This is a genomic window from Enterobacter sp. E1 (assembly GCF_016809815.1).
Taxonomy (GTDB): Bacteria; Pseudomonadota; Gammaproteobacteria; order Enterobacterales; family Enterobacteriaceae; genus Enterobacter; species Enterobacter adelaidei.
Genome location: NZ_JAFBJM010000003.1, coordinates 259,472 through 279,345, shown reverse-complemented (window position 1 = coordinate 279,345; position 19,874 = coordinate 259,472). Strand labels below are relative to the sequence as shown.

Sequence of the window (19,874 nt, the reverse complement as noted above, 5' to 3'; positions counted from 1 at the left end):
AGCCATATATTGAGAATAGTAATGATGAAAAAATTGACCTTACCAAAAGATTTTTTATGGGGTGGCGCAGTTGCCGCTCACCAGGTTGAAGGCGGCTGGAACAAAGGCGGTAAAGGGCCAAGCATCTGCGACGTATTGACCGGTGGCGCACACGGCGTTCCGCGCGAAATCACCCGGGAAGTGGTGCCGGGTAAATACTACCCAAACCATGAAGCGATTGATTTCCACGGGCACTACAAAGAAGACATCAAGCTGTTTGCGGAAATGGGCTTCAAGTGCTTCCGTACCTCTATCGCCTGGACGCGCATCTTCCCGAAAGGGGATGAGACGCAGCCAAACGAAGAAGGGCTGAAGTTCTACGACGACATGTTCGACGAGCTGCTCAAATACAACATCGAGCCGGTCATCACCCTCTCCCACTTCGAAATGCCGCTGCATCTGGTTCAGGAGTATGGCAGCTGGACTAACCGTAAAGTGGTCGATTTCTTTGTGCGCTTCGCGGAAGTGGTATTTGAGCGCTACAAAAACAAGGTCAAATACTGGATGACCTTTAACGAAATCAACAACCAGCGCAACTGGCGCGCGCCGCTGTTCGGCTACTGCTGCTCTGGGGTGGTCTATACCGAGCACGACAACCCGGAAGAAACCATGTATCAGGTGCTGCACCACCAGTTCGTGGCCAGCGCTCTGGCGGTAAAAGCCGCCCGTCGTATTAACCCAGAGATGAAAGTCGGCTGCATGCTGGCGATGGTTGCACTCTATCCATTCTCCTGCAAACCAGAAGATGTGATGTTTGCTCAGGAATCCATGCGCGAGCGCTATGTCTTTACCGACGTCCAGCTGCGTGGTTACTACCCATCTTATGTGCTGAACGAGTGGGAACGCCGTGGTTTCTCCATCAAAATGGAAGCGGGTGACGAAGAGATCCTGCGTGAAGGAACCTGTGACTATTTAGGTTTCAGCTATTACATGACCAACGCCGTGAAAGCGGAAGGCGGCACCGGTGATGCCATTTCCGGCTTTGAGGGCAGCGTACCGAATCCACATGTGAAAGCGTCTGACTGGGGCTGGCAGATTGATCCGGTTGGCCTGCGCTATTCCCTGTGTGAGCTGTACGAGCGTTATCAGAAACCGCTGTTTATCGTCGAAAACGGTTTTGGCGCATACGACAAAGTAGAAGAAGACGGCAGCATCAACGATGACTATCGCATCGACTATCTGCGTGCTCATGTGGAAGAAATGATGAAGGCGGTCACGCACGATGGTGTGGATCTGATGGGGTATACCCCGTGGGGCTGCATCGACTGCGTGTCGTTCACCACCGGCCAGTACAGCAAGCGCTACGGCTTTATCTATGTGAACAAACACGACGACGGTACTGGCGACATGTCGCGTTCCCGTAAGAAAAGCTTCGAGTGGTATAAAGGTGTGATTGCCAGCAACGGCGAGGCGCTGTAATTTTTTCCGGGTGGCATGACGCTACCCGGCATTTATTTCCCGCCAGCCAGCTCTATAAAACTGCCCGTGACGTACGACGCCTTCTCGCTCAGCAGCCAGACAATCGCCTGCGCCACCTCTTCCGGCTGGCCGCCGCGCTGCATCGGCAGCAACGATTTCACGCGATCCACGCGCCCCGGTTCCCCGCCTGAGGCGTGGATATCGGTATAAATCAGTCCCGGTCGCACGCAGTTTACGCGAATGCCCTGCGCCGCTACCTCGAGCGCTAACCCGGTTGTCAGCGAATCCACCGCCCCCTTGGACGCGGCATAATCCACATATTCTCCCGGCGCGCCCAGGCGCGACGCCGCGGAAGAGACATTCACGATCGCCCCACCCTTGCCGCCATGTTTGAAGGACATGCGCTTCACCGCTTCCCGGCAGCAGAGGAAGTAGCCCGTGACGTTGGTCGCCAGGACGCGGTTAATGCGCTCAGCGGAGAGATTCTCGATAGTGGATTGCTCAAACAGAATCCCCGCATTATTGACCAGCGCACAAAGCGGATCACCTTCACGATCGAGGCTGTCGAACATCGCCATCACCTGAGCTTCATCGCTGATATCTGCGCGGACGGCAAAGGCTTTACCGCCCGCTTCAACGATCTGCCTGATGACGTCCGTCGCGGCTTTAATGTTGTGATGATAATTCACCGCTACGGTATAGCCTTCGCGTGCCAGCTGCAGCGCGGTGGCTTTCCCGATGCCGCGGCTGGCGCCTGTTACAAGTGCAATACCCATACGCTTCTCCCAATAAAAAAGCCGGGTGGCGGCTACGCCTTACCCGGCCTGGGTTACTACACCAACAATATTACTGGTATTCGCTCATCGGCACGCAGGAGCAGAACAGGTTGCGGTCGCCGTACACGTCATCAAGACGCTTCACGGTCGGCCAGTATTTGTTTGCCACACCTGCCGGGAAGACCGCCAGTTCGCGGGAATAACCGTGGTTCCACTCTGCCACCATCTCATGCTGGGTGTGCGGTGCGTTTACCAGCGGGTTATCTTCCAGCGTCCACTCGCCGTCCAGCACGCGATCGATCTCCATGCGGATCGCCAGCATCGCATCAATAAAGCGGTCCAGCTCGGCTTTGCTTTCGGACTCCGTTGGCTCCACCATCAGCGTACCCGCTACCGGGAACGACATAGTCGGGGCGTGGAATCCGTAGTCGATCAGACGCTTGGCGATATCCAGTTCGCTGATGCCGCTCTGCTCTTTCAGTGGACGAATATCCAGAATGCACTCGTGCGCCACGCGACCATCACGGCCGGTATAGAGCACCGGGAAAGCAGACTTCAGGCGAGTCGCAATATAGTTGGCGTTCAGGATCGCCACCTGGCTTGCCTGCTTCAGCCCTTCTGCACCCATCATGCGGATGTACATCCAGCTGATTGGCAGAATAGAGGCGCTACCAAACGGTGCCGCAGAGACCGCACCCTGACGGGTGAGCATCCCCTCGATTTGCACTACGCTGTGACCCGGAACAAACGGTGCCAGGTGCGCTTTTACGCCAATTGGCCCCATACCCGGGCCGCCACCGCCGTGCGGAATGCAGAAAGTTTTATGCAGGTTCAGGTGCGACACATCCGCGCCGATAAAGCCCGGAGAGGTAATACCGACCTGGGCGTTCATGTTCGCGCCGTCGAGGTAAACCTGGCCGCCAAACTGATGCACCACTTCGCACACTTCACGGATTGTCTCTTCGTACACGCCGTGAGTCGACGGGTAGGTCACCATGATGCAGGAGAGCTTGTCGCCAGCCTGTTCGGCTTTTGCACGCAGGTCGGCGAGGTCAATGTTACCGTTCTTATCGCAAGCCACCACCACCACTTCCATGCCCGCCATCTGGGCAGAGGCCGGGTTGGTACCGTGTGCGGAGCTTGGGATCAGGCAGATATCACGATGCCCTTCGTTACGGCTTTCGTGATAATGACGAATCGCCAGCAGACCAGCATATTCACCCTGCGCACCGGAGTTTGGCTGCATACAGAGCGCGTCATACCCCGTCAACTTCACCAGCCAGTCGGAAAGCTGATTGATCATCAGGTGATAACCTTCCGCCTGCTCAGGAGGGCAGAACGGGTGCAGTTCAGAGAACTCAGGCCAGGTGATAGGGATCATCTCAGCAGCGGCGTTCAACTTCATGGTGCAAGAGCCCAGAGGGATCATCGCCTGATTCAGCGCCAGATCTTTGCGCTCCAGAGAATGCATATAGCGCATCATCTCGGTTTCGCTGTGATAGCGATTGAAGACCGGATGCGTCAGGATCGCATCATCACGCAGCATGCTTTGCTGGATAGAACGGCTGTCGAGGGCAACCTCTTTATCGAGCGTATCAATGTCCAGGCCGTGTGCATCACCCAGCAACACGTTAAACAGGTTCAGGATATCGTCGCGGGTGGTGCTTTCATCCAGCGTAATACCGACCGCATTGTGAATATCGCTGCGCAGGTTGATCTCCGCGGCATCCGCACGCGCCAGCACTGCTGCTTTGTCTGCCACTTCAACACACAGCGTGTCAAAGTAATGGGCATGACGCAGCTTGAGGCCTTTCTGCTGCAGGCCGCAGGCCAGAATATCCGCCAGGCGGTGAATACGGCTGGCAATACGTTTCAGGCCAACCGGACCGTGGAAGACCGCGTACAGGCTGGCGATGTTGGCCAGCAGAACCTGCGAGGTACAAATGTTGGAGTTCGCTTTCTCGCGGCGGATATGCTGCTCACGAGTCTGCATCGCCATGCGCAGCGCAGTGTTACCGGCAGCGTCTTTTGAGACCCCGATAATACGGCCCGGCATGGAGCGTTTGAATTCATCTTTTGCAGCGAAGAACGCCGCGTGTGGGCCACCGTAGCCCATCGGCACACCGAAGCGCTGTGCAGAGCCGAAGACAATATCCGCGCCCTGTTTGCCCGGCGCAGTCAGCAATACCAGCGCCATAAAATCAGCGGCGACGCTGACCACTACCTTGCGGGATTTTAGCTCGGCAATCAGTGCGTTGTAGTCGTGAACTTCACCGGTGGTGCCTACCTGCTGCAGCAGCACGCCGAAGACGTCCTGATGATCCAGCACTTTGTCTGCATCGTCGACAATCACGTCAAAACCGAAGGTTTCCGCACGGGTGCGAACAACGTCCAGGGTTTGCGGATGAACATCGGCGGCCACGAAGAAGCGGTTCGCATTTTTCAGCTTGCTTACGCGTTTGGCCATTGCCATGGCTTCTGCCGCGGCAGTCGCTTCATCCAGCAGAGACGCGGAAGCGATATCGAGGCCAGTCAGATCCAGCGTTACCTGCTGGAAATTCAGCAGCGCTTCCAGACGACCCTGAGACACTTCTGGCTGATAAGGTGTATAAGCGGTGTACCAGCCTGGATTTTCCAGCATATTGCGCAGGATAACCGGCGGTAACTGCACGTTGGTGTAGCCCATGCCAATGTAAGACTTGTAGCGCTTGTTCAGGCCGGCAATGGCCTTCAGCTCCGCCAGTGCGGCGAACTCCGTAGTGGCTTCCCCCACCTGAGGCGGCGTGGCAAGCTGGATATCTTTTGGCACAATCTGGCCGATCAGTGCGTTTAATGAATCCGCGCCAACTGTCTTCAGCATCTCCTGCTGTTGCTGAGCATCCGGCCCAATGTGACGTTCAATGAAGGCGCCACGGTTTTCAAGCTGGCTTAAAGTCTGTGTCATGAGCGATGGTTCCTGAAACGTGCAGTGAATTTAAGTTCCCTCTCCCACAGGGAGAGGGTTAGGGTGAGGGGAAGATGAGCACCCTCACCCCTGCCCTCTCCCGAAGGGAGAGGGGGATTAACAATTACTCGTCTTCTAGCAGTGCTTCGTACGCGGTCGCATCCAGCAGTGCAGCAACTTCCGCTTCGTCGCTGGCTTTGATCTTAAAGATCCAGCCTTCGCCGTAAGGCTCGCTGTTGACCAGCTCCGGGGAGTCGCTCAGCGCGTCGTTGACGGCAACGATTTCGCCGCTCACAGGGGCGTAGATGTCAGATGCCGCTTTTACGGACTCCGCCACAGCGCAGTCATCGCCTGCGCCTACGGTCGTGCCCACTTCTGGCAAATCAACAAACACCATGTCGCCCAGCAGCTCTTGTGCGTGCTCGGTGATCCCTACGGTGTAAGTGCCGTCCGCCTCTTTGCGCAGCCATTCGTGTTCTTTGCTGTATTTCAGTTCTGCTGGCACATTGCTCATTGAATTTCTCCTGATAAAAATGATTAGGCGACCGGCTTACCGGCGCGAACAAAAATCGGTTTGGTCACGTTGACCGGCATTTCACGGTTGCGGATTTGCACCACCGCCGTTTCGCCAATGCCTGCCGGCACGCGTGCCAGTGCAATACTGTAGCCCAGCGTCGGGGAGAAGGTACCGCTGGTGATCACGCCTTCACGCGGATTGCCATCAGCATCGGTAAAACGCACCGGCAGTTCACCGCGCAGTACGCCTTTCTCGGTCATCACCAGACCCACCAGTTGTTCAGTACCCTTCTCACGCTGAATTTCCAGCGCTTCACGGCCAATAAATTCACGGTCAGCAGGTTCCCATGCGATGGTCCAGCCCATATTGGCCGCCAGCGGAGAGACACCTTCATCCATCTCCTGACCGTAGAGGTTCATACCCGCTTCCAGACGCAACGTATCACGTGCGCCCAGACCCGCTGGCTTCACACCGGCTTCCACCAGCGCACGCCAGAAATCTGCGGCTTTCTCATTTGGCATCGCAATTTCGTAACCCGCTTCACCGGTATAGCCAGTGGTAGCGATAAACAAATCACCTGCCTGCACGCCAAAGAACGGCTTCATGCCTTCAGTCGCTTTACGCTGCTCGTCGCTGAACAGAGATGCGGCTTTCGCCTGGGCGTTTGGGCCCTGTACGGCAATCAACGACAGATCGTCACGAACGGTGATGTCGATGACATAAGGTTCAGCGTGTTGGGTAATCCAGGAGAGGTCTTTTTCGCGGGTAGCGGAGTTAACAACGAGGCGGAAGAAATCTTCTGTGAAGTAATAGACGATGAGGTCGTCAATCACGCCGCCGGAGGCATTTAGCATGCCGGTATAGAGCGCTTTACCCGGCGTCTTGAGTTTGGCGACGTCGTTTGCCAGCAGATAACGCAAAAACTCCCGGGTGCGGCTACCGCGCAGATCGACAATCGTCATGTGGGACACGTCGAACATACCGGCATCGGTGCGCACCGCGTGGTGCTCATCAATCTGCGAGCCGTAGTGCAGCGGCATCATCCAGCCATGGAAGTCCACCATGCGGGCGCCGCATAACACGTGTTGTTCGTACAAAGGAGTCTGTTGAGCCATCTTGTCCTCGTTGAAAAATTCACCGTGAAACCCGGTATCAGCCTCGTTTTCAGGGGCCGACGCAAACGTTCTCTTTTACCTGAACTTACCACCGAAACCGGCGATTAACCATAAGGTAAAATGGGTCATCACATTAGCTTATGACCAAAAAACGCTGAAAAGCCTACAGAGTTATTCACTGGAAAAATGCGATTAACCCCGCACAAAATTAACAATGATCTAACAGGATTTAGCACATGGTGATATTTCCTGCGGAAATATGGGCCAAATTTCCGTAACATAAAATCAGCCAGATTAGATTATCTAATGCGAAAAATGAGGTGAAATTAGAATATTTCAAACGAGGGAATTTCCCCGGCACAGAGGCCGGGAAAATAAAATGTGACGGGGTTCTAAATTAGCGTAGCCAGTCCGGTAGGTCGTTAAGACCCATCGCCTGACGAAGAAGCTGAGGTTTAACGCCGGGAAGCGTATCAGCGAGCTTGAGGCCGATGTCGCGTAGCAGTTTTTTCGCCGGATTGGCACCGGCAAACAACTCACGGAAACCCTGCATGCCCGCCAGCATCATTGCCGCGCTGTGCTTGCGGCTACGCTCATAGCGACGAAGATACAGATGCTGACCAATGTCTTTCCCTTCACGATGCAGACGACGCAGTTCTTCAACCAGTTCAGCCGCATCCATAAAGCCAAGGTTAACGCCCTGCCCGGCAAGCGGATGAATCGTGTGTGCCGCATCCCCCACCAGCGCCAGACGGTGCGCCGCAAACTGACGCGCGTAGCGTCCGGTTAACGGAAACACCAAACGCTCGCTCTCAAGCGTGCATAACCCAAGACGGTTATCAAACGCCATACACAGTGCCTGGTTGAACGCATCTGGCGTGGCCTCCTGCATCAGCTGCGCTTTTTCTGGCACCAGGGACCAGACAATCGAGCACAGATGCGGATCGCTTAACGGCAGGAAGGCCAGAATGCCGTCATTGTGGAAGATCTGACGAGCGACACCGCCGTGCGGCTCTTCAGTGCGGATTGTCGCCACCAGAGCATGATGACGATAATCCCAGAACGTCAGCGGAATATCGGCTTTATTACGCAGCCAGGAGTTCGCACCATCAGCGCCAACGACCAGACGTGCAGTCAACATGTCGCCGCTTTGCAGGGTAATAAACGCCTCGTTTTCACCCCACGCGACCTGCTGGATTTGTGCAGGTGCCATCAGGGTAACATCGTTACATGACTGCGCTTTTTGCCACAGCGCATGATGGATAACGGCATTCTCGATGATGTGACCGAGATGGCTATAGCCCATACTTTCGTCATCAAAAGCGATATGACCAAAGCTGTCTTTATCCCATACTTCCATGCCGTGATAGCAACTGACACGCTGCGCCACGATATCTGACCAGACACCAAGACGCGTCAGCAGCTTTTCGCTGGCCGCATTAATTGCCGAGACGCGGAGTTCCGGCGGCGCATCCTGTGCGACACGCTGGGGCTGCTTTTGCTCCAGCACGGCCACGCGCAGGCCGCTGCCCTGTAAACCACAGGCCAGCGCCAGTCCAACCATTCCGCCGCCAACGATGGCGACATCAACATTTTGCACGGTGATAACTCCTTAACGTGCGACCCAACCCAGGGTCCGCTGCGCCAGCACGTCACGTGCCGGAATGAATAATTCCATCGCCATCAGCCCGAGGTTACGGCCCGCAACCAGCGGCGCCCAGCGATTGGCAAAAAGATGAACCAGGCCATCAGTGACACCAATCGTCGCCTCTTTATCCGCCTGACGTCGCTTCTGGTAATGGCTTAGCACTGAGTACGCACCGCAATCTTTTTGCTCACCCCACGCTTGCGAAAGGGTTTCAGCAAGGCTCATGACATCACGTAACCCGAGGTTAAAGCCCTGACCCGCAATCGGATGCAGCGTCTGCGCGGCATTGCCCACTAGCACGACACGATGCGAGATGGATTGAGACGCTGTCGTCAGCGACAACGGATATACCGTCCGCTTGCCTGCATGAGCGATCTGTCCCAGCCGCCAGCCAAAGGCTTTTTGCAACTCAGTGCAAAAACGTTCGTCGGACCAGGACTGAATCTCTTCAGACTTACTCTGGGGATGGCACCACACCAGCGAGCAGCGTCCGTTCGACATCGGCAGCATCGCCAGCGGACCATGCTGTGTAAAACGTTCAAACGCCCTGCCGCTGTGCGCTCCGGCCGTGGAGACATTCGCGATGACCGCCACCTGACCATAAGCCTGCTGACGCCACTCGATACCACACTGGGTGCCGAGCGAAGATCGAGAACCATCTGCGGCAACCAGAAGCTGGCCTTCAAGAACAGTGCCATTTTCCAGCGTTACACTGACCGCCCCTTCAGTGCGACTAAAACTGGCCAAACGCGCCGGACAATGCAGCGTGACGCCTGGTGCATCCTGGAGCTGACGGAACAGACGTAATCCGACGTCGTGCAGCTCAACAACCTGCCCCAGGGCATCAATACGATAATCCTGCGCATCCAGCGTGACAAAACCCGCATGACCGCGATCGCTAACATGAACGGTGTTGATCGCCGTCGCACAGTCGGCAATTGCCTGCCAGATACCAATTCGCGACAGTTGCTGACATGTCCCCTGCGCCAGCGCAATGGCGCGGGCATCAAAACCGGGGTGGTCTGAAGCCTCTGGAGCAACGGCCTCCACCAGATGCACCGGGAGTTTCCCCTGTGTCATGTGCGAAATAGCGAGTGCCAGCGTGGCCCCCGTCATTCCGCCGCCAACAATAATCACGCTCATTTGTGTGCCGCTGCCATCAGCGCCTCGATATCGTCAGCATTTTTGACCACGCTGGCCGTCAGGTTCTCGTTGCCGCTTTCGGTAATGACGATATCGTCTTCAATGCGGATGCCAATCCCGCGGTACTCTTCAGGCACGTCGGCATCAGGCGCGATATACAGCCCAGGCTCTACGGTTAATACCATGCCCGGCTCCAGCACGCGCGAACGCTCTGCGCCATACGCCCCCACATCATGCACATCCAGCCCCAACCAGTGGCTCAGGCCGTGCATAAAATACGGTCGATGTGCATTTTCAGCAATCAGAGTGTCTACGTCCCCTTTCAGAATACCGAGCTTAACCAGGCCGGTAATCATGATGCGCACAACTTCGCCGGTCACTTCCTGAATGGAGGTGCCAGGACGATACAATGTGAGTGCCGTCTCAAGGGATTCGAGAACAATGTCGTAAATCGCGCGCTGTGCCGGTGAGAATTTACCGTTCACCGGGAAGGTACGGGTGATGTCCCCCGCGTAGCCCTGATATTCGCAACCGGCGTCAATCAGCACCAGATCGCCGTCGCGCAGCGCGCTTTCGTTTTCGGTATAGTGCAGAATGCAGCCATTCTCCCCGCCACCAACGATGGTGTTGTAAGAGGGATAACGCGCGCCGTGGCGGTTAAATTCGTGGTGAATTTCGCCTTCCAGCTGGTATTCGAACATTCCGGGACGGCATTTCTCCATCGCTCGGGTGTGCGCCAGCGCGCTGATTTCACCTGCCCGACGCATCAAATTCAGTTCTTCTTCGGACTTGAACAGGCGCATCTCATGCACGACCGGACGCCAGTCTGTGAGCGTGGCGGGGGCGGACAGGTTCTGCCGCGAGCCTTTGCGCAGCTTATCCAGGGCAGTAAAGACTATTTCATCGGCATACGCGTATTCGCCCTGGGCGTGGTAAAGCACATCCAGACCATTCAACAACTGATAGAGCTGCTGATTGATTTCGCTAAACGCCAGCGCACGGTCAACGCCCAGCTTCGCCGGCGCGGCCTCCTGGCCTAAGCGGCGGCCAAACCAGATTTCGGCCGTCAGATCGCGTACGCGGTTGAAAATCACGCTGTGGTTGTGGGTGTCATTGCTTTTAATCAGCACCAGTACCGCTTCCGGCTCGTTAAAGCCGGTGAAATACCAGAAATCGCTGCTCTGGCGATAGGGATATTCGCTGTCGGCACTGCGCGTCACTTCGGGCGCGGCAAAAATCAGCGCAGCGCTTCCCGGCTGCATTTTGGCGAGCAGCGCCTGGCGGCGGCGCGAATACTCTTGATTCGAGATAACCATGACACCCTCCTGTGCGTTATTTTTCTTAATGTAAGGTTGGTTTGCGGACTTCCGGCGCGGTCGGCTGTGAGCGCGTAAAGTTGTCGTGGCACAGCAACGCCGCCACGCGCACATACTCGATGATCTCTTCGAGAGACATTTCCAGCTCTTCCTGGTCTTCGTCTTCATCGTAACCAAGCTGTGCAATGTTACGCAGGTCGTCGATCGCTTCACCGGCTTCGCCGGTCACTTTATCGAGTTTAGGCTGTGTCACACCCAGCCCCAGCAGATAGTGGTTTACCCACCCTGCCAGCGCATCAGCGCGATCAAACACGCTTACGTCATCGCCCTCAGGCAGATAAAGCTGAAAAAGGAAGCCATCATCTTCCAGTGAATCACTGATGGTGGCGTGCATTTTACGCAGCGCTTCCGCCAGCTCGTGACCAAACGCCAGCCCTTCGTTCGTGAGGTCGTGGATCAGCGGCTGCCATGAGCTGTCGCTGTTTCCGCCGCACAGCATGCCACTGATCAAACCGTGCATTTCGGCAGGGGTTAAACCCACTCCCTGCTGGTTCAGTAACTGGTTTAAATCGTTGTAACCAGGCATTTCGTTCTGTATAGACATGAGCATTCGTCATCAAAGGGGGGAAGTTTCATGATATGCTACCACTTTGGACCCTGGTGATACCAGAAAAGGGCTTGTATCTTCACATCAGGGTAGCTATAGTGTCGCCCCTTCGCGGCCCCCGGGGCAGTAAGCGAAGGCAGCGCAGTCAATCAGCAGGAAGGTGGCATGTCTGCACAACCCGTCGATCTCCAGATTTTTGGCCGTTCACTGCGAGTGAATTGTCCGCCTGAACAAAGGGATGCTTTGAATCAGGCAGCGGACGATTTGAATCAGCGGTTGCAAGATCTAAAAGAACGCACTAGAGTCACAAATACTGAGCAGCTGGTTTTCATCGCCGCGTTGAACATCAGCTATGAACTGACTCAGGAAAAAGCGAAGACCCGCGACTACGCGGCAAGCATGGAGCAGCGCATTAAAATGCTCCAGCAGACCATAGAACAGGCATTGCTTGATCAAGGTCGCAATCCCGAAAGACCGGGACCAAAGTTTGAATAACACTTCTCAGTTGACTATGGTAGAGTAACTGTGAAGACAAAATTTCTCTGAGATGTTCGCAAGCGGGCCAGTCCCCTGAGCCGATATTTCATACCACAAGAATGTGGCGCTCCATGGTTGGTGAGCATGCTCGGTCCGTCCGAGAAGCCTTAAAACTATGACGACACATTCACCTTGAACCAAGGGTTCAAGGGTTACAGCCTGCGGCGGCATCTCGGAGATTCCCTCTCTTTTCTTCTACCGACTACCATGACTCAATTCCCTGAAGTTTCTGCTTCACGCCAGGACATCCGTCAGTTAATTCGCCAGCGCCGTCGTGCGTTAACCTCCGATCAGCAAGCGCATTTTGCCCAGCAGGCTGCAGCTCGCATGATGGCGTATCCGCCTGTTGTGATGGCGCATACCGTCGCCTTGTTTCTCTCATTTGATGGCGAGCTGGATACCCAACCTCTCATCGAGCAACTCTGGCGAGCCGGGAAGAAGGTTTACCTGCCAGTGCTGCATCCGTTTAGCGAAGGTAATCTACTGTTTCTTCACTACCACCCGCACAGCGAGCTGGTCGTGAATCGTCTGAAAATCACTGAGCCAAAACTGGATGTTCGTGACGTGCTGCCGCTGTCACAGCTGGATGTTCTGATTACGCCTCTGGTGGCGTTTGATGAACAGGGCCAGCGTTTAGGGATGGGCGGCGGCTTTTACGACCGGACGCTGCAAAACTGGCAACAGTATGGGCTACAGCCGGTGGGTTACGCGCATGATTGTCAGGGCGTGGAGGCATTGCCGGTGGAAAAATGGGATGTGCCGCTGCCGGCGGTGGTGACGCCCAGTAAAACCTGGACCTGGTAGAATAAAGCCGGGTGGCGCAGCCACCACCCGACACAACACAATCAGTACAGCAGACGCGCGCGAATCGTCCCCGGAAGCGCCTTCATGCTCTGCAGTGCTTTCTCGGCAACATCGTCATCCGCTTCAATATCAATCACCACATAACCCATCTGAGAATTCGTCTGCAGATACTGCGCGGCGATGTTGACGCTCTGCTCGGCAAAGATCTGGTTAATGGCGGTCAGCACACCTGGACGGTTTTCGTGAATGTGCAGCAAGCGACGACCACCGTGCAGCGGCAGAGACACTTCCGGGAAGTTCACCGCAGAGAGCGTAGAACCGTTGTCAGAATATTTGCTCAGTTTACCCGCCACTTCCAGACCGATGTTCTCCTGCGCTTCCTGGGTCGAGCCGCCAATGTGTGGCGTCAGGATCACGTTATCGAACTCGCACAGCGGAGAATTAAACGGATCGCTGTTGGTCGCAGGCTCCGTCGGGAAGACGTCGATGGCCGCACCCGCCAGATGCTTACGCTTCAGCGCATCCGCCAGTGCCGGGATATCGACAACCGTGCCGCGCGCGGCGTTGATCAGCAGTGAGCCCGGCTTCATCAGCGCCAGCTCTTCCGCGCCCATCATGTTTTTGGTGGAGGCATTTTCCGGCACGTGGAGGCTCACCACGTCGCTCATGTTCAGCAGATCAGACAGGTGTTGAACCTGCGTCGCGTTACCCAGAGGCAGCTTGCTTTCAATATCGTAAAAATAGACATGCATCCCGAGAGATTCAGCCAGAATCCCCAGTTGAGTACCAATGTGACCATAACCAATGATACCCAGTTTTTTACCACGGGCTTCATATGACCCCGCTGCCAGTTTATTCCAGACTCCGCGGTGTGCTTTGGCGTTAGCTTCAGGGATACCGCGTAGCAGCAGCAACAACTCGCCAATCACTAACTCCGCCACGGAACGGGTGTTGGAGAACGGGGCGTTGAACACTGGAATACCGCGTTTGGCGGCTGCATTCAGATCGACCTGATTGGTGCCGATACAGAAACAGCCAATCGCAACCAGTTTTTCCGCCGCAGCAATTACATCTTCAGTCAGGTGGGTACGGGATCGCAGACCAATGAAGTGGGCATCACGGATAGCCGCTTTCAGCTCTTCGGTGTCCAGCGCGCCTTTGTGAAATTCGATGTTGGTGTAACCCGCTGCACGAAGGCTATCAAGCGCTTTCTGATGCACGCCTTCTACCAGCAGGAATTTAATCTTGTCTTTCTCCAGTGATACCTTTGCCATTTACCCGACCCTGTATTTTATCTGAACTGATGTTGTGCTGGATTTAAATCCGCTATAGCCAACATATCAAAAAAAACTATTGCAGCAATATGAACGTTTGCGTCGGCACTCTGAAGAAAAGTCATACAGGGTAAAATGACAGAGGAAAATGCTACAGAAATTTGCGAATGCGGCAGGATCGGCAAAAGAGGCGTAAAAACGTGACACAAGTCACCGAATTTAGCTTTTCAAAAATTTTTTAGCGGGGGGAGGACTCCCCCCGTCAGATCATTTTACGATGGTTTTCACGCCGTCAGCGGTACCGATCAGCGCCACATCCGCGCCACGGTTGGCAAATAGCCCTACGGTCACTACGCCTGGAATGCCGTTGATGGCATTTTCCAGCGCGATAGCATCAAGGATTTCCAGACCGTGAACGTCGAGGATCACGTTACCATTATCGGTGACTACGCCCTGACGATATTCCGGACGACCGCCCAGCTTCACCAGTTGACGGGCAACCGCGCTACGGGCCATCGGGATCACTTCCACCGGCAGCGGGAAATTACCCAGGATATCGACCTGCTTGGAGGCATCCGCGATGCAGATGAACTTGTCCGCAACGGAGGCGATGATTTTTTCACGCGTCAGCGCTGCACCACCGCCTTTGATCATCTGCATATGGCCGTTAATCTCATCCGCGCCATCAACGTAAATCCCCAGACGGTCAACTTCGTTGAGATCGAAAACGGTAATGCCGAGGCTTTTCAGCTTTTCCGTGGAAGCATCGGAGCTGGAAACCGCGCCCTCGATTTGCCCCTTCATCGTGCCCAGCGCATCGATAAAGTGTGCCGCGGTTGATCCCGTACCGACACCGACAATGGTACCCGGCTGTACATACTGGAGAGCGGCCCATCCTACTGCTTTTTTCAGTTCATCCTGCGTCATGATCGTTTTGCCTGTGGTGTGAAAACTTAGGCCGCATTATAGAACACGTGAGGTGGAATTCGTCTGTCACAAAGGGAAAATTGTGTCATAGTGCAGAATAAGCCAAATTAAGGAGCCAGCCAGAGCAATGAAACGTCCGGACTACAGAACACTACAGGCACTTGATGCAGTTATTCGTGAACGAGGTTTTGAGCGCGCGGCGCAAAAGCTTTGCATCACGCAGTCCGCCGTATCACAGCGTATCAAACAGCTTGAAAACATGTTCGGCCAGCCGCTGCTGGTACGTACCGTGCCGCCACGTCCAACCGAGCAAGGGCAAAAGCTCCTCGCCCTGCTGCGCCAGGTTGAACTGCTGGAAGATGAGTGGTTGGGTGATGAACAAACGGGCTCTACGCCACTGCTGCTCTCTCTGGCGGTCAACGCCGACAGTCTGGCAACCTGGCTGCTGCCGGCCCTGGCTCCGGTATTAGCAGATTCCCCTATCCGCCTGAATTTGCAGGTTGAAGATGAAACCCGTACCCAGGAGCGCCTGCGTCGTGGTGAAGTGGTTGGTGCGGTCAGTATTCAGCCTCAGGCGCTGCCGAGCTGTCTTGTCGATCAGCTAGGCGCTCTGGATTACCTGTTTGTCGGTTCAAAAGCCTTTGCCGAGCGCTACTTCCCGAACGGCGTCACCCGCGCCGCGCTGCTGAAAGCTCCCGCCGTAGCGTTCGACCATCTGGACGATATGCATCAGGCGTTCCTGCAGCAAAACTTTGACCTGCCGCCGGGCAGCGTACCGTGCCATATCGTCAACTCGTCTGAAGCCTTCGTGCAGCTTGCGCGTCAGGGCACCACCTGCTGCATGATCCCGCATCTGCAGATTGAGAAAGAGTTGAAAAGCGGAGAGCTGATTGACCTAACGCCGGGGCTGTATCAGCGCCGGATGCTTTACTGGCACCGTTTTGCGCCGGAAAGCCGCATGATGCGCAACGTGACCGATGCGCTACTGGCTTACGGGCACAAGGTGTTGAGACAGGATTAAAAAATAAGCCGGGTGGCAGCTTCGCCTACCCGGCCTACCGGTTACTGAGCTGGCTTTTGAGTCGGTTCCAGCTGGAACACCACATCAACCTGATCGTCGAACTGAATAGTCGGCTGCTCGTAAGTTTCCTGAGCAGATACTGGCGCCGCATCGGCTTTCATCATCCGCACCATCGGGCTTGGTTGATAGTTAGAGACGTGGTAACGCACGCTGTAAACCGGGCCGAGCTTGCTGTTAAAGCCAGCGGCCAGCTGTTGCGCCTGATGCACCGCATCATCAATCGCCGCTTTACGCGCTTCGTCTTTGTATTTCTCCGGTTGCGCAACGCCCAACGACACAGAGCGAATTTCGTTCAGCCCCGCCTTCAGGGCGCCATCCAGTAATGCATTCAGCTTGTCCAGTTGACGCACCGTCACTTCGACAGTACGCACAGCACGGTAGCCTTTCAGAATGCTTTTGCCGTTCTGGTAGTCGTAATCGGGTTGAGTACGCAGGTTAGCGGAGTTGATATCTTTTTTACCTACACCGTTCTGCTCAAGAAAAGAGAGATATTGCGCAACACGATCGTCAGCCTGCTTCTTGGCAGATGCCGCATCTTTCGCAGCCACATTGACTTCAATCGCCAGGGTTGCAACATCCGGTACCGCATCCACACTTGCAGTGCCTGAAGTGACGATGTGCGGACCATCTGGCAGTTCACTTGCCTGCACCGACACCGCACCTAAACTCACTAATGCCGCCAGGGCCATCACTTTAAACTTCACTGTCATTCCTCCATGTTGCGAAGAGTGCCCCAACAACAGGGCGCATGCCAGCAAGCTTAGCGGGTCTTGTTCAGTTGTCCATAAGACAATGGCTTAGTTGAACAATTCCTGGACATGGTGAATGCACTCTTTTGCCAACTGGAAGGCGATAAACCACATCACGAGACCCACCAGCGTGTTGATGATCCGCTGCGCTTTAGCAGTGCGAAGACGAGGGGCCAGCCAAGCCGCAAGTATGGCGAGACCGAAGAACCAGAGGAAAGAGGCGCTGACCGTGCCAAGCGCAAACCAGCGTTTCGGCTCAACATCCAGCTGTCCGCCCAGGCTCCCTAGCACCACAAAAGTATCGAGATAAACATGCGGGTTAAGCCAGGTGACCGCCAGCATGGTGACGATGATCTTCCAGCGTCCCTGCTTCATAACTTCAGCGCTTGCCAGCTCAAGGTTGCTGCTCATGGCCGTTTTCAGTGCGCCAAAACCGTACCACAGCAGGAACGCCACGCCGCCCCAGGTAACCAATGCAAGAAGCCACGGCGACTGCATCAGCAATGCACTACCGCCAAAAATCCCGGCGCAGATCAGCAGCAAATCGCTTACCGCGCACAGGAGAGCAATCATCAGATGATACTGGCGGCGAATGCCCTGGTTCATCACGAACGCATTTTGCGGGCCAAGCGGAAGGATCATGGCCGCACCTAAGGCAAGCCCTTGAAAGTAATAGGATAACATGACGAAACTCTCACAGTGTTGTTCTGGAAGCAGACTATACTGCGCGAATCACATTAGAGGAAATTGATAATATTAATTGGGGATTAGTCGTGCTTATAAAAATAATGCCCGGTGGCGCTAGCGCTTACCGGGCCTGGTGGTGAAGTTATTCTGCTTCTTTGACTTTTTTGACGTTTACGTCCATCTGCGGGTATGGGAAGCTGATGCCGTTAGCATCGAACTCACGTTTGATCCGCTCCAGAACATCCCAGTAAACGTTTTGCAGATCGCTGCTTTTGCTCCAGATACGTACCACGAAGTTAATCGAGGAAGCACCCAGTTCGTTCAGGCGTACGGTCTGCTCTTTGTCTTTCAGAATGCGATCGTCTGAAGCAATGATATTGCTAATCAGCGACTTCACCTGATCGATATCGGAATCATATGCCACGCTGATGATCAGCTCATTTCGGCGCACAGGTTCGCGGGAAAAGTTGATGATGTTGCCTGCAATAATTTTCCCGTTTGGCACAACAACAATACGACCATCAACGGTACGCAGGGTGGTAGAGAAAATCTGTACCTGAAGTACCGTTCCGGCAATCCCACCAAGGTCAACGTACTCACCAGAACGGAATGGGCGGAAGGTGACCAGCAGTACGCCGGCGGCCAGATTCGAGAGCGAGCCCTGCAATGCAAGGCCAATAGCCAAACCTGCTGCACCAAGCACGGCGATTACCGATGCGGTCTGTACGCCGACGCGTCCCAGCGCTGCAATTAGCGTAAAAGCGATAATACCGTAACGCACCAGTGCAGAGAGGAAATCTGCAACCGTGGCATCAATGTTTCGGGCGCGCATCACGCGGTTGACGGTGTTTGATACGATACGTGCCACGATCATCCCGACGATGAGGATGGCAATAGCCGCTACGATGTTTACGGCGTAGCTCAGCAGCAACTCCTGGTTACGCACCAGCCAGGTACCGGCGTTATTGATGCTGTCTACGACATCGAGTTGTTCCATTTATTCTTCCTTTTGTTAAACCAAAACACAAAAATCCATCCCCCATGGAGACAGGCAGGTCAGTAAAGGGTAAACAAAAAGCACCGGTTTTGCCAAACAGATCACAAAAACCTGTATAGCAGGTTCTTGAAAAAGCATAAAAAAAGGCCCGCATTTGCGGGCCTTCAGATGCTGTTAGCAGCTCAAATTACAGAACGTCAACCGCGTTCAGTTCTTTGAAAGCCTGCTCCAGACGGGTCACCATGGAAGTCTGCGCTGCGCGCAGCCATACGCGTGGATCGTAGTATTTCTTGTTCGGCTGGTCTTCGCCTTTCGGGTTGCCCAGCTGGCCCTGCAGGTAAGCTTCGTTAGTTTTGTAGTACTGCAGAATACCGTCCCAGGTAGCCCACTGGGTATCGGTATCAATGTTCATTTTCACTACACCGTAGCTTACGGAATCTTTGATTTCCTGAGCAGAAGAACCGGAACCGCCGTGGAAGACGAAGTTCAGGCTGTTGTGCGGCAGGTTGTGTTTCTTAGACACATATTCCTGAGAATCACGCAGGATAGTTGGGGTCAGAACCACGTTACCTGGTTTGTAAACGCCGTGTACGTTACCGAAGGACGCTGCAATGGTGAAGCGTGGGCTGATTTTGCTCAGCTCGGTGTAAGCGTAATCAACGTCTTCTGGCTGGGTGTACAGTGCAGAAGCGTCCATGTGGCTGTTGTCCACGCCGTCTTCTTCACCACCGGTGCAACCCAGTTCGATTTCCAGGGTCATGTCCATTTTGGCCATGCGCGCCAGGTATTTGGAGCAGATTTCGATGTTTTCGTGCAGTGACTCTTCAGACAGGTCGATCATATGAGAAGAGAACAGTGGCTTACCGGTAGCAGCGAAGTGTTTTTCACCCGCGTCCAGCAGACCGTCGATCCACGGCAGCAGTTTCTTCGCGCAGTGGTCAGTGTGCAGGATAACTGGAACACCGTAGTGTTCAGCCATCTGGTGTACGTGGTGCGCACCAGAGATAGCACCCAGGATTGCAGCACCCTGAGGAACGTCAGTTTTCACGCCTTTACCAGCGATGAACGCAGCACCGCCGTTAGAGAACTGAACGATAACCGGTGCTTTAACTTTTGCAGCGGCTTCCAGTACGGCGTTGATGGAGTCGGTACCTACGCAGTTAACTGCTGGCAGAGCGAAGTTGTTTTCTTTAGCTACCTGGAACACTTTCTGTACGTCATCACCAGTGATAACGCCAGGTTTTACGAAATCAAAAATTTTAGACATGTTGCTTAGTCCTGTATCTTCGGCCGT

Annotated in this window: 18 protein-coding genes and 1 other RNA gene; 5 read left to right on the top strand and 14 right to left on the bottom strand. The window is 54.7% G+C overall.

The annotated features are described in order from the left end of the window. The first annotated feature begins 24 nt into the window (after positions 1-24). Positions 25-1,458, top strand: a complete 1,434-nt coding sequence (bglA, locus tag JGF26_RS10390) for a 6-phospho-beta-glucosidase BglA (RefSeq protein ID WP_028016955.1) — start codon at positions 25-27, stop codon at positions 1,456-1,458. Between the two features lie 32 nt (positions 1,459-1,490). On the opposite strand, the gene JGF26_RS10385 is transcribed toward bglA, so the two are convergent. The 8 genes from JGF26_RS10385 to JGF26_RS10350 form a co-directional block, all read right to left on the bottom strand. Beyond that, positions 1,491-2,234 (bottom strand): SDR family oxidoreductase, encoded by a 744-nt coding sequence (locus JGF26_RS10385; RefSeq protein WP_134707914.1) that lies wholly within the window; start codon positions 2,232-2,234, stop codon positions 1,491-1,493. 70 nt (positions 2,235-2,304) lie between these two features. Beyond that, on the bottom strand, positions 2,305-5,178 hold the full coding sequence (gene gcvP / locus JGF26_RS10380) for an aminomethyl-transferring glycine dehydrogenase (RefSeq protein WP_128347291.1): 2,874 nt from the start codon (positions 5,176-5,178) through the stop codon (positions 2,305-2,307). Between the two features lie 124 nt (positions 5,179-5,302). Beyond that, positions 5,303-5,692, bottom strand: a complete 390-nt coding sequence (gene gcvH, locus JGF26_RS10375) for a glycine cleavage system protein GcvH (RefSeq protein ID WP_049004940.1) — start codon at positions 5,690-5,692, stop codon at positions 5,303-5,305. A gap of 23 nt (positions 5,693-5,715) precedes the next feature. Next, positions 5,716-6,810: a glycine cleavage system aminomethyltransferase GcvT gene (gene gcvT / locus JGF26_RS10370; protein WP_134707915.1), complete on the bottom strand. Its 1,095-nt coding sequence runs from the start codon at positions 6,808-6,810 to the stop codon at positions 5,716-5,718. Between the two features lie 397 nt (positions 6,811-7,207). Further along, positions 7,208-8,410: an FAD-dependent 2-octaprenylphenol hydroxylase gene (gene ubiI, locus JGF26_RS10365; protein ID WP_028016960.1), complete on the bottom strand. Its 1,203-nt coding sequence runs from the start codon at positions 8,408-8,410 to the stop codon at positions 7,208-7,210. A gap of 12 nt (positions 8,411-8,422) precedes the next feature. Continuing rightward, positions 8,423-9,601 (bottom strand): 2-octaprenyl-6-methoxyphenyl hydroxylase, encoded by a 1,179-nt coding sequence (gene ubiH / locus JGF26_RS10360; protein WP_128347287.1) that lies wholly within the window; start codon positions 9,599-9,601, stop codon positions 8,423-8,425. Next, entirely contained in the window at positions 9,598-10,911 is a 1,314-nt protein-coding gene (pepP, locus tag JGF26_RS10355; protein ID WP_134708030.1) for a Xaa-Pro aminopeptidase, read from the bottom strand. Before pepP ends, ubiH begins: the two co-directional genes overlap by 4 nt. A gap of 31 nt (positions 10,912-10,942) precedes the next feature. Further along, complete coding sequence (locus JGF26_RS10350) at positions 10,943-11,521, bottom strand: YecA family protein (protein ID WP_134707916.1); 579 nt, start codon at positions 11,519-11,521, stop codon at positions 10,943-10,945. Between the two features lie 168 nt (positions 11,522-11,689). Between JGF26_RS10350 and zapA the strand changes: the two genes are divergently transcribed. The 3 genes from zapA (at position 11,690) to JGF26_RS10335 (ending at position 12,865) form a co-directional block, all read left to right on the top strand. After that, the gene (zapA, locus tag JGF26_RS10345; protein ID WP_006811891.1) at positions 11,690-12,019 is read left to right on the top strand and encodes a cell division protein ZapA; all 330 of its coding nucleotides are present in this window, start codon (positions 11,690-11,692) and stop codon (positions 12,017-12,019) included. A 41-nt stretch (positions 12,020-12,060) separates the two neighbouring features. After that, a non-coding RNA gene (gene ssrS, locus JGF26_RS10340) (6S RNA) lies at positions 12,061-12,244 on the top strand. A 24-nt stretch (positions 12,245-12,268) separates the two neighbouring features. Continuing rightward, positions 12,269-12,865: a 5-formyltetrahydrofolate cyclo-ligase gene (locus JGF26_RS10335; RefSeq protein ID WP_028016964.1), complete on the top strand. Its 597-nt coding sequence runs from the start codon at positions 12,269-12,271 to the stop codon at positions 12,863-12,865. 41 nt (positions 12,866-12,906) lie between these two features. On the opposite strand, the gene serA is transcribed toward JGF26_RS10335, so the two are convergent. Then, a complete protein-coding gene (gene serA / locus JGF26_RS10330; RefSeq protein WP_028016965.1) occupies positions 12,907-14,139 on the bottom strand; it encodes a phosphoglycerate dehydrogenase in 1,233 nt (410 codons plus the stop codon). Between the two features lie 267 nt (positions 14,140-14,406). Continuing rightward, the gene (rpiA, locus tag JGF26_RS10325) at positions 14,407-15,066 is read right to left on the bottom strand and encodes a ribose-5-phosphate isomerase RpiA (protein ID WP_003860091.1); all 660 of its coding nucleotides are present in this window, start codon (positions 15,064-15,066) and stop codon (positions 14,407-14,409) included. Between the two features lie 127 nt (positions 15,067-15,193). Between rpiA and argP the strand changes: the two genes are divergently transcribed. Further along, on the top strand, positions 15,194-16,087 hold the full coding sequence (gene argP, locus JGF26_RS10320; RefSeq protein WP_008499727.1) for a DNA-binding transcriptional regulator ArgP: 894 nt from the start codon (positions 15,194-15,196) through the stop codon (positions 16,085-16,087). Positions 16,088-16,128: 41 nt separating this feature from the next. Here argP and JGF26_RS10315 read toward each other — a convergent pair whose 3' ends face one another. The 4 genes from JGF26_RS10315 to fbaA all read right to left on the bottom strand — a co-directional run bounded on the left by JGF26_RS10315 (position 16,129) and on the right by fbaA (position 19,847). Beyond that, positions 16,129-16,851 (bottom strand): oxidative stress defense protein, encoded by a 723-nt coding sequence (locus tag JGF26_RS10315; RefSeq protein ID WP_134708031.1) that lies wholly within the window; start codon positions 16,849-16,851, stop codon positions 16,129-16,131. Positions 16,852-16,944: 93 nt separating this feature from the next. Beyond that, positions 16,945-17,580 (bottom strand): arginine exporter ArgO, encoded by a 636-nt coding sequence (gene argO / locus JGF26_RS10310; RefSeq protein WP_134707917.1) that lies wholly within the window; start codon positions 17,578-17,580, stop codon positions 16,945-16,947. A gap of 145 nt (positions 17,581-17,725) precedes the next feature. After that, on the bottom strand, positions 17,726-18,580 hold the full coding sequence (locus JGF26_RS10305; RefSeq protein ID WP_028016968.1) for a small-conductance mechanosensitive channel MscS: 855 nt from the start codon (positions 18,578-18,580) through the stop codon (positions 17,726-17,728). 187 nt (positions 18,581-18,767) lie between these two features. Continuing rightward, the gene (gene fbaA / locus JGF26_RS10300) at positions 18,768-19,847 is read right to left on the bottom strand and encodes a class II fructose-bisphosphate aldolase (protein ID WP_028016969.1); all 1,080 of its coding nucleotides are present in this window, start codon (positions 19,845-19,847) and stop codon (positions 18,768-18,770) included. Between the last annotated feature and the right edge of the window lie 27 nt (positions 19,848-19,874).

Excerpts from the sequence above, each read along its gene's own strand:
- gcvP (WP_128347291.1), bottom strand. The coding sequence starts at position 5,178 with ATGACACAGACTTTAAGCCAGCTTGAAAACCGTGGCGCCTTCATTGAA.
- bglA (WP_028016955.1), top strand. The coding sequence starts at position 25 with ATGAAAAAATTGACCTTACCAAAAGATTTTTTATGGGGTGGCGCAGTT.
- zapA (WP_006811891.1), top strand. The coding sequence starts at position 11,690 with ATGTCTGCACAACCCGTCGATCTCCAGATTTTTGGCCGTTCACTGCGA.
- argP (WP_008499727.1), top strand. The coding sequence starts at position 15,194 with ATGAAACGTCCGGACTACAGAACACTACAGGCACTTGATGCAGTTATT.
- gcvT (WP_134707915.1), bottom strand. The coding sequence starts at position 6,810 with ATGGCTCAACAGACTCCTTTGTACGAACAACACGTGTTATGCGGCGCC.
- fbaA (WP_028016969.1), bottom strand. The coding sequence starts at position 19,847 with ATGTCTAAAATTTTTGATTTCGTAAAACCTGGCGTTATCACTGGTGAT.
- ubiH (WP_128347287.1), bottom strand. The coding sequence starts at position 9,601 with ATGAGCGTGATTATTGTTGGCGGCGGAATGACGGGGGCCACGCTGGCA.
- JGF26_RS10335 (WP_028016964.1), top strand. The coding sequence starts at position 12,269 with ATGACTCAATTCCCTGAAGTTTCTGCTTCACGCCAGGACATCCGTCAG.
- gcvH (WP_049004940.1), bottom strand. The coding sequence starts at position 5,692 with ATGAGCAATGTGCCAGCAGAACTGAAATACAGCAAAGAACACGAATGG.
- JGF26_RS10350 (WP_134707916.1), bottom strand. The coding sequence starts at position 11,521 with ATGTCTATACAGAACGAAATGCCTGGTTACAACGATTTAAACCAGTTA.
- JGF26_RS10385 (WP_134707914.1), bottom strand. The coding sequence starts at position 2,234 with ATGGGTATTGCACTTGTAACAGGCGCCAGCCGCGGCATCGGGAAAGCC.
- rpiA (WP_003860091.1), bottom strand. The coding sequence starts at position 15,066 with ATGACGCAGGATGAACTGAAAAAAGCAGTAGGATGGGCCGCTCTCCAG.
- argO (WP_134707917.1), bottom strand. The coding sequence starts at position 17,580 with ATGTTATCCTATTACTTTCAAGGGCTTGCCTTAGGTGCGGCCATGATC.
- serA (WP_028016965.1), bottom strand. The coding sequence starts at position 14,139 with ATGGCAAAGGTATCACTGGAGAAAGACAAGATTAAATTCCTGCTGGTA.
- JGF26_RS10305 (WP_028016968.1), bottom strand. The coding sequence starts at position 18,580 with ATGGAACAACTCGATGTCGTAGACAGCATCAATAACGCCGGTACCTGG.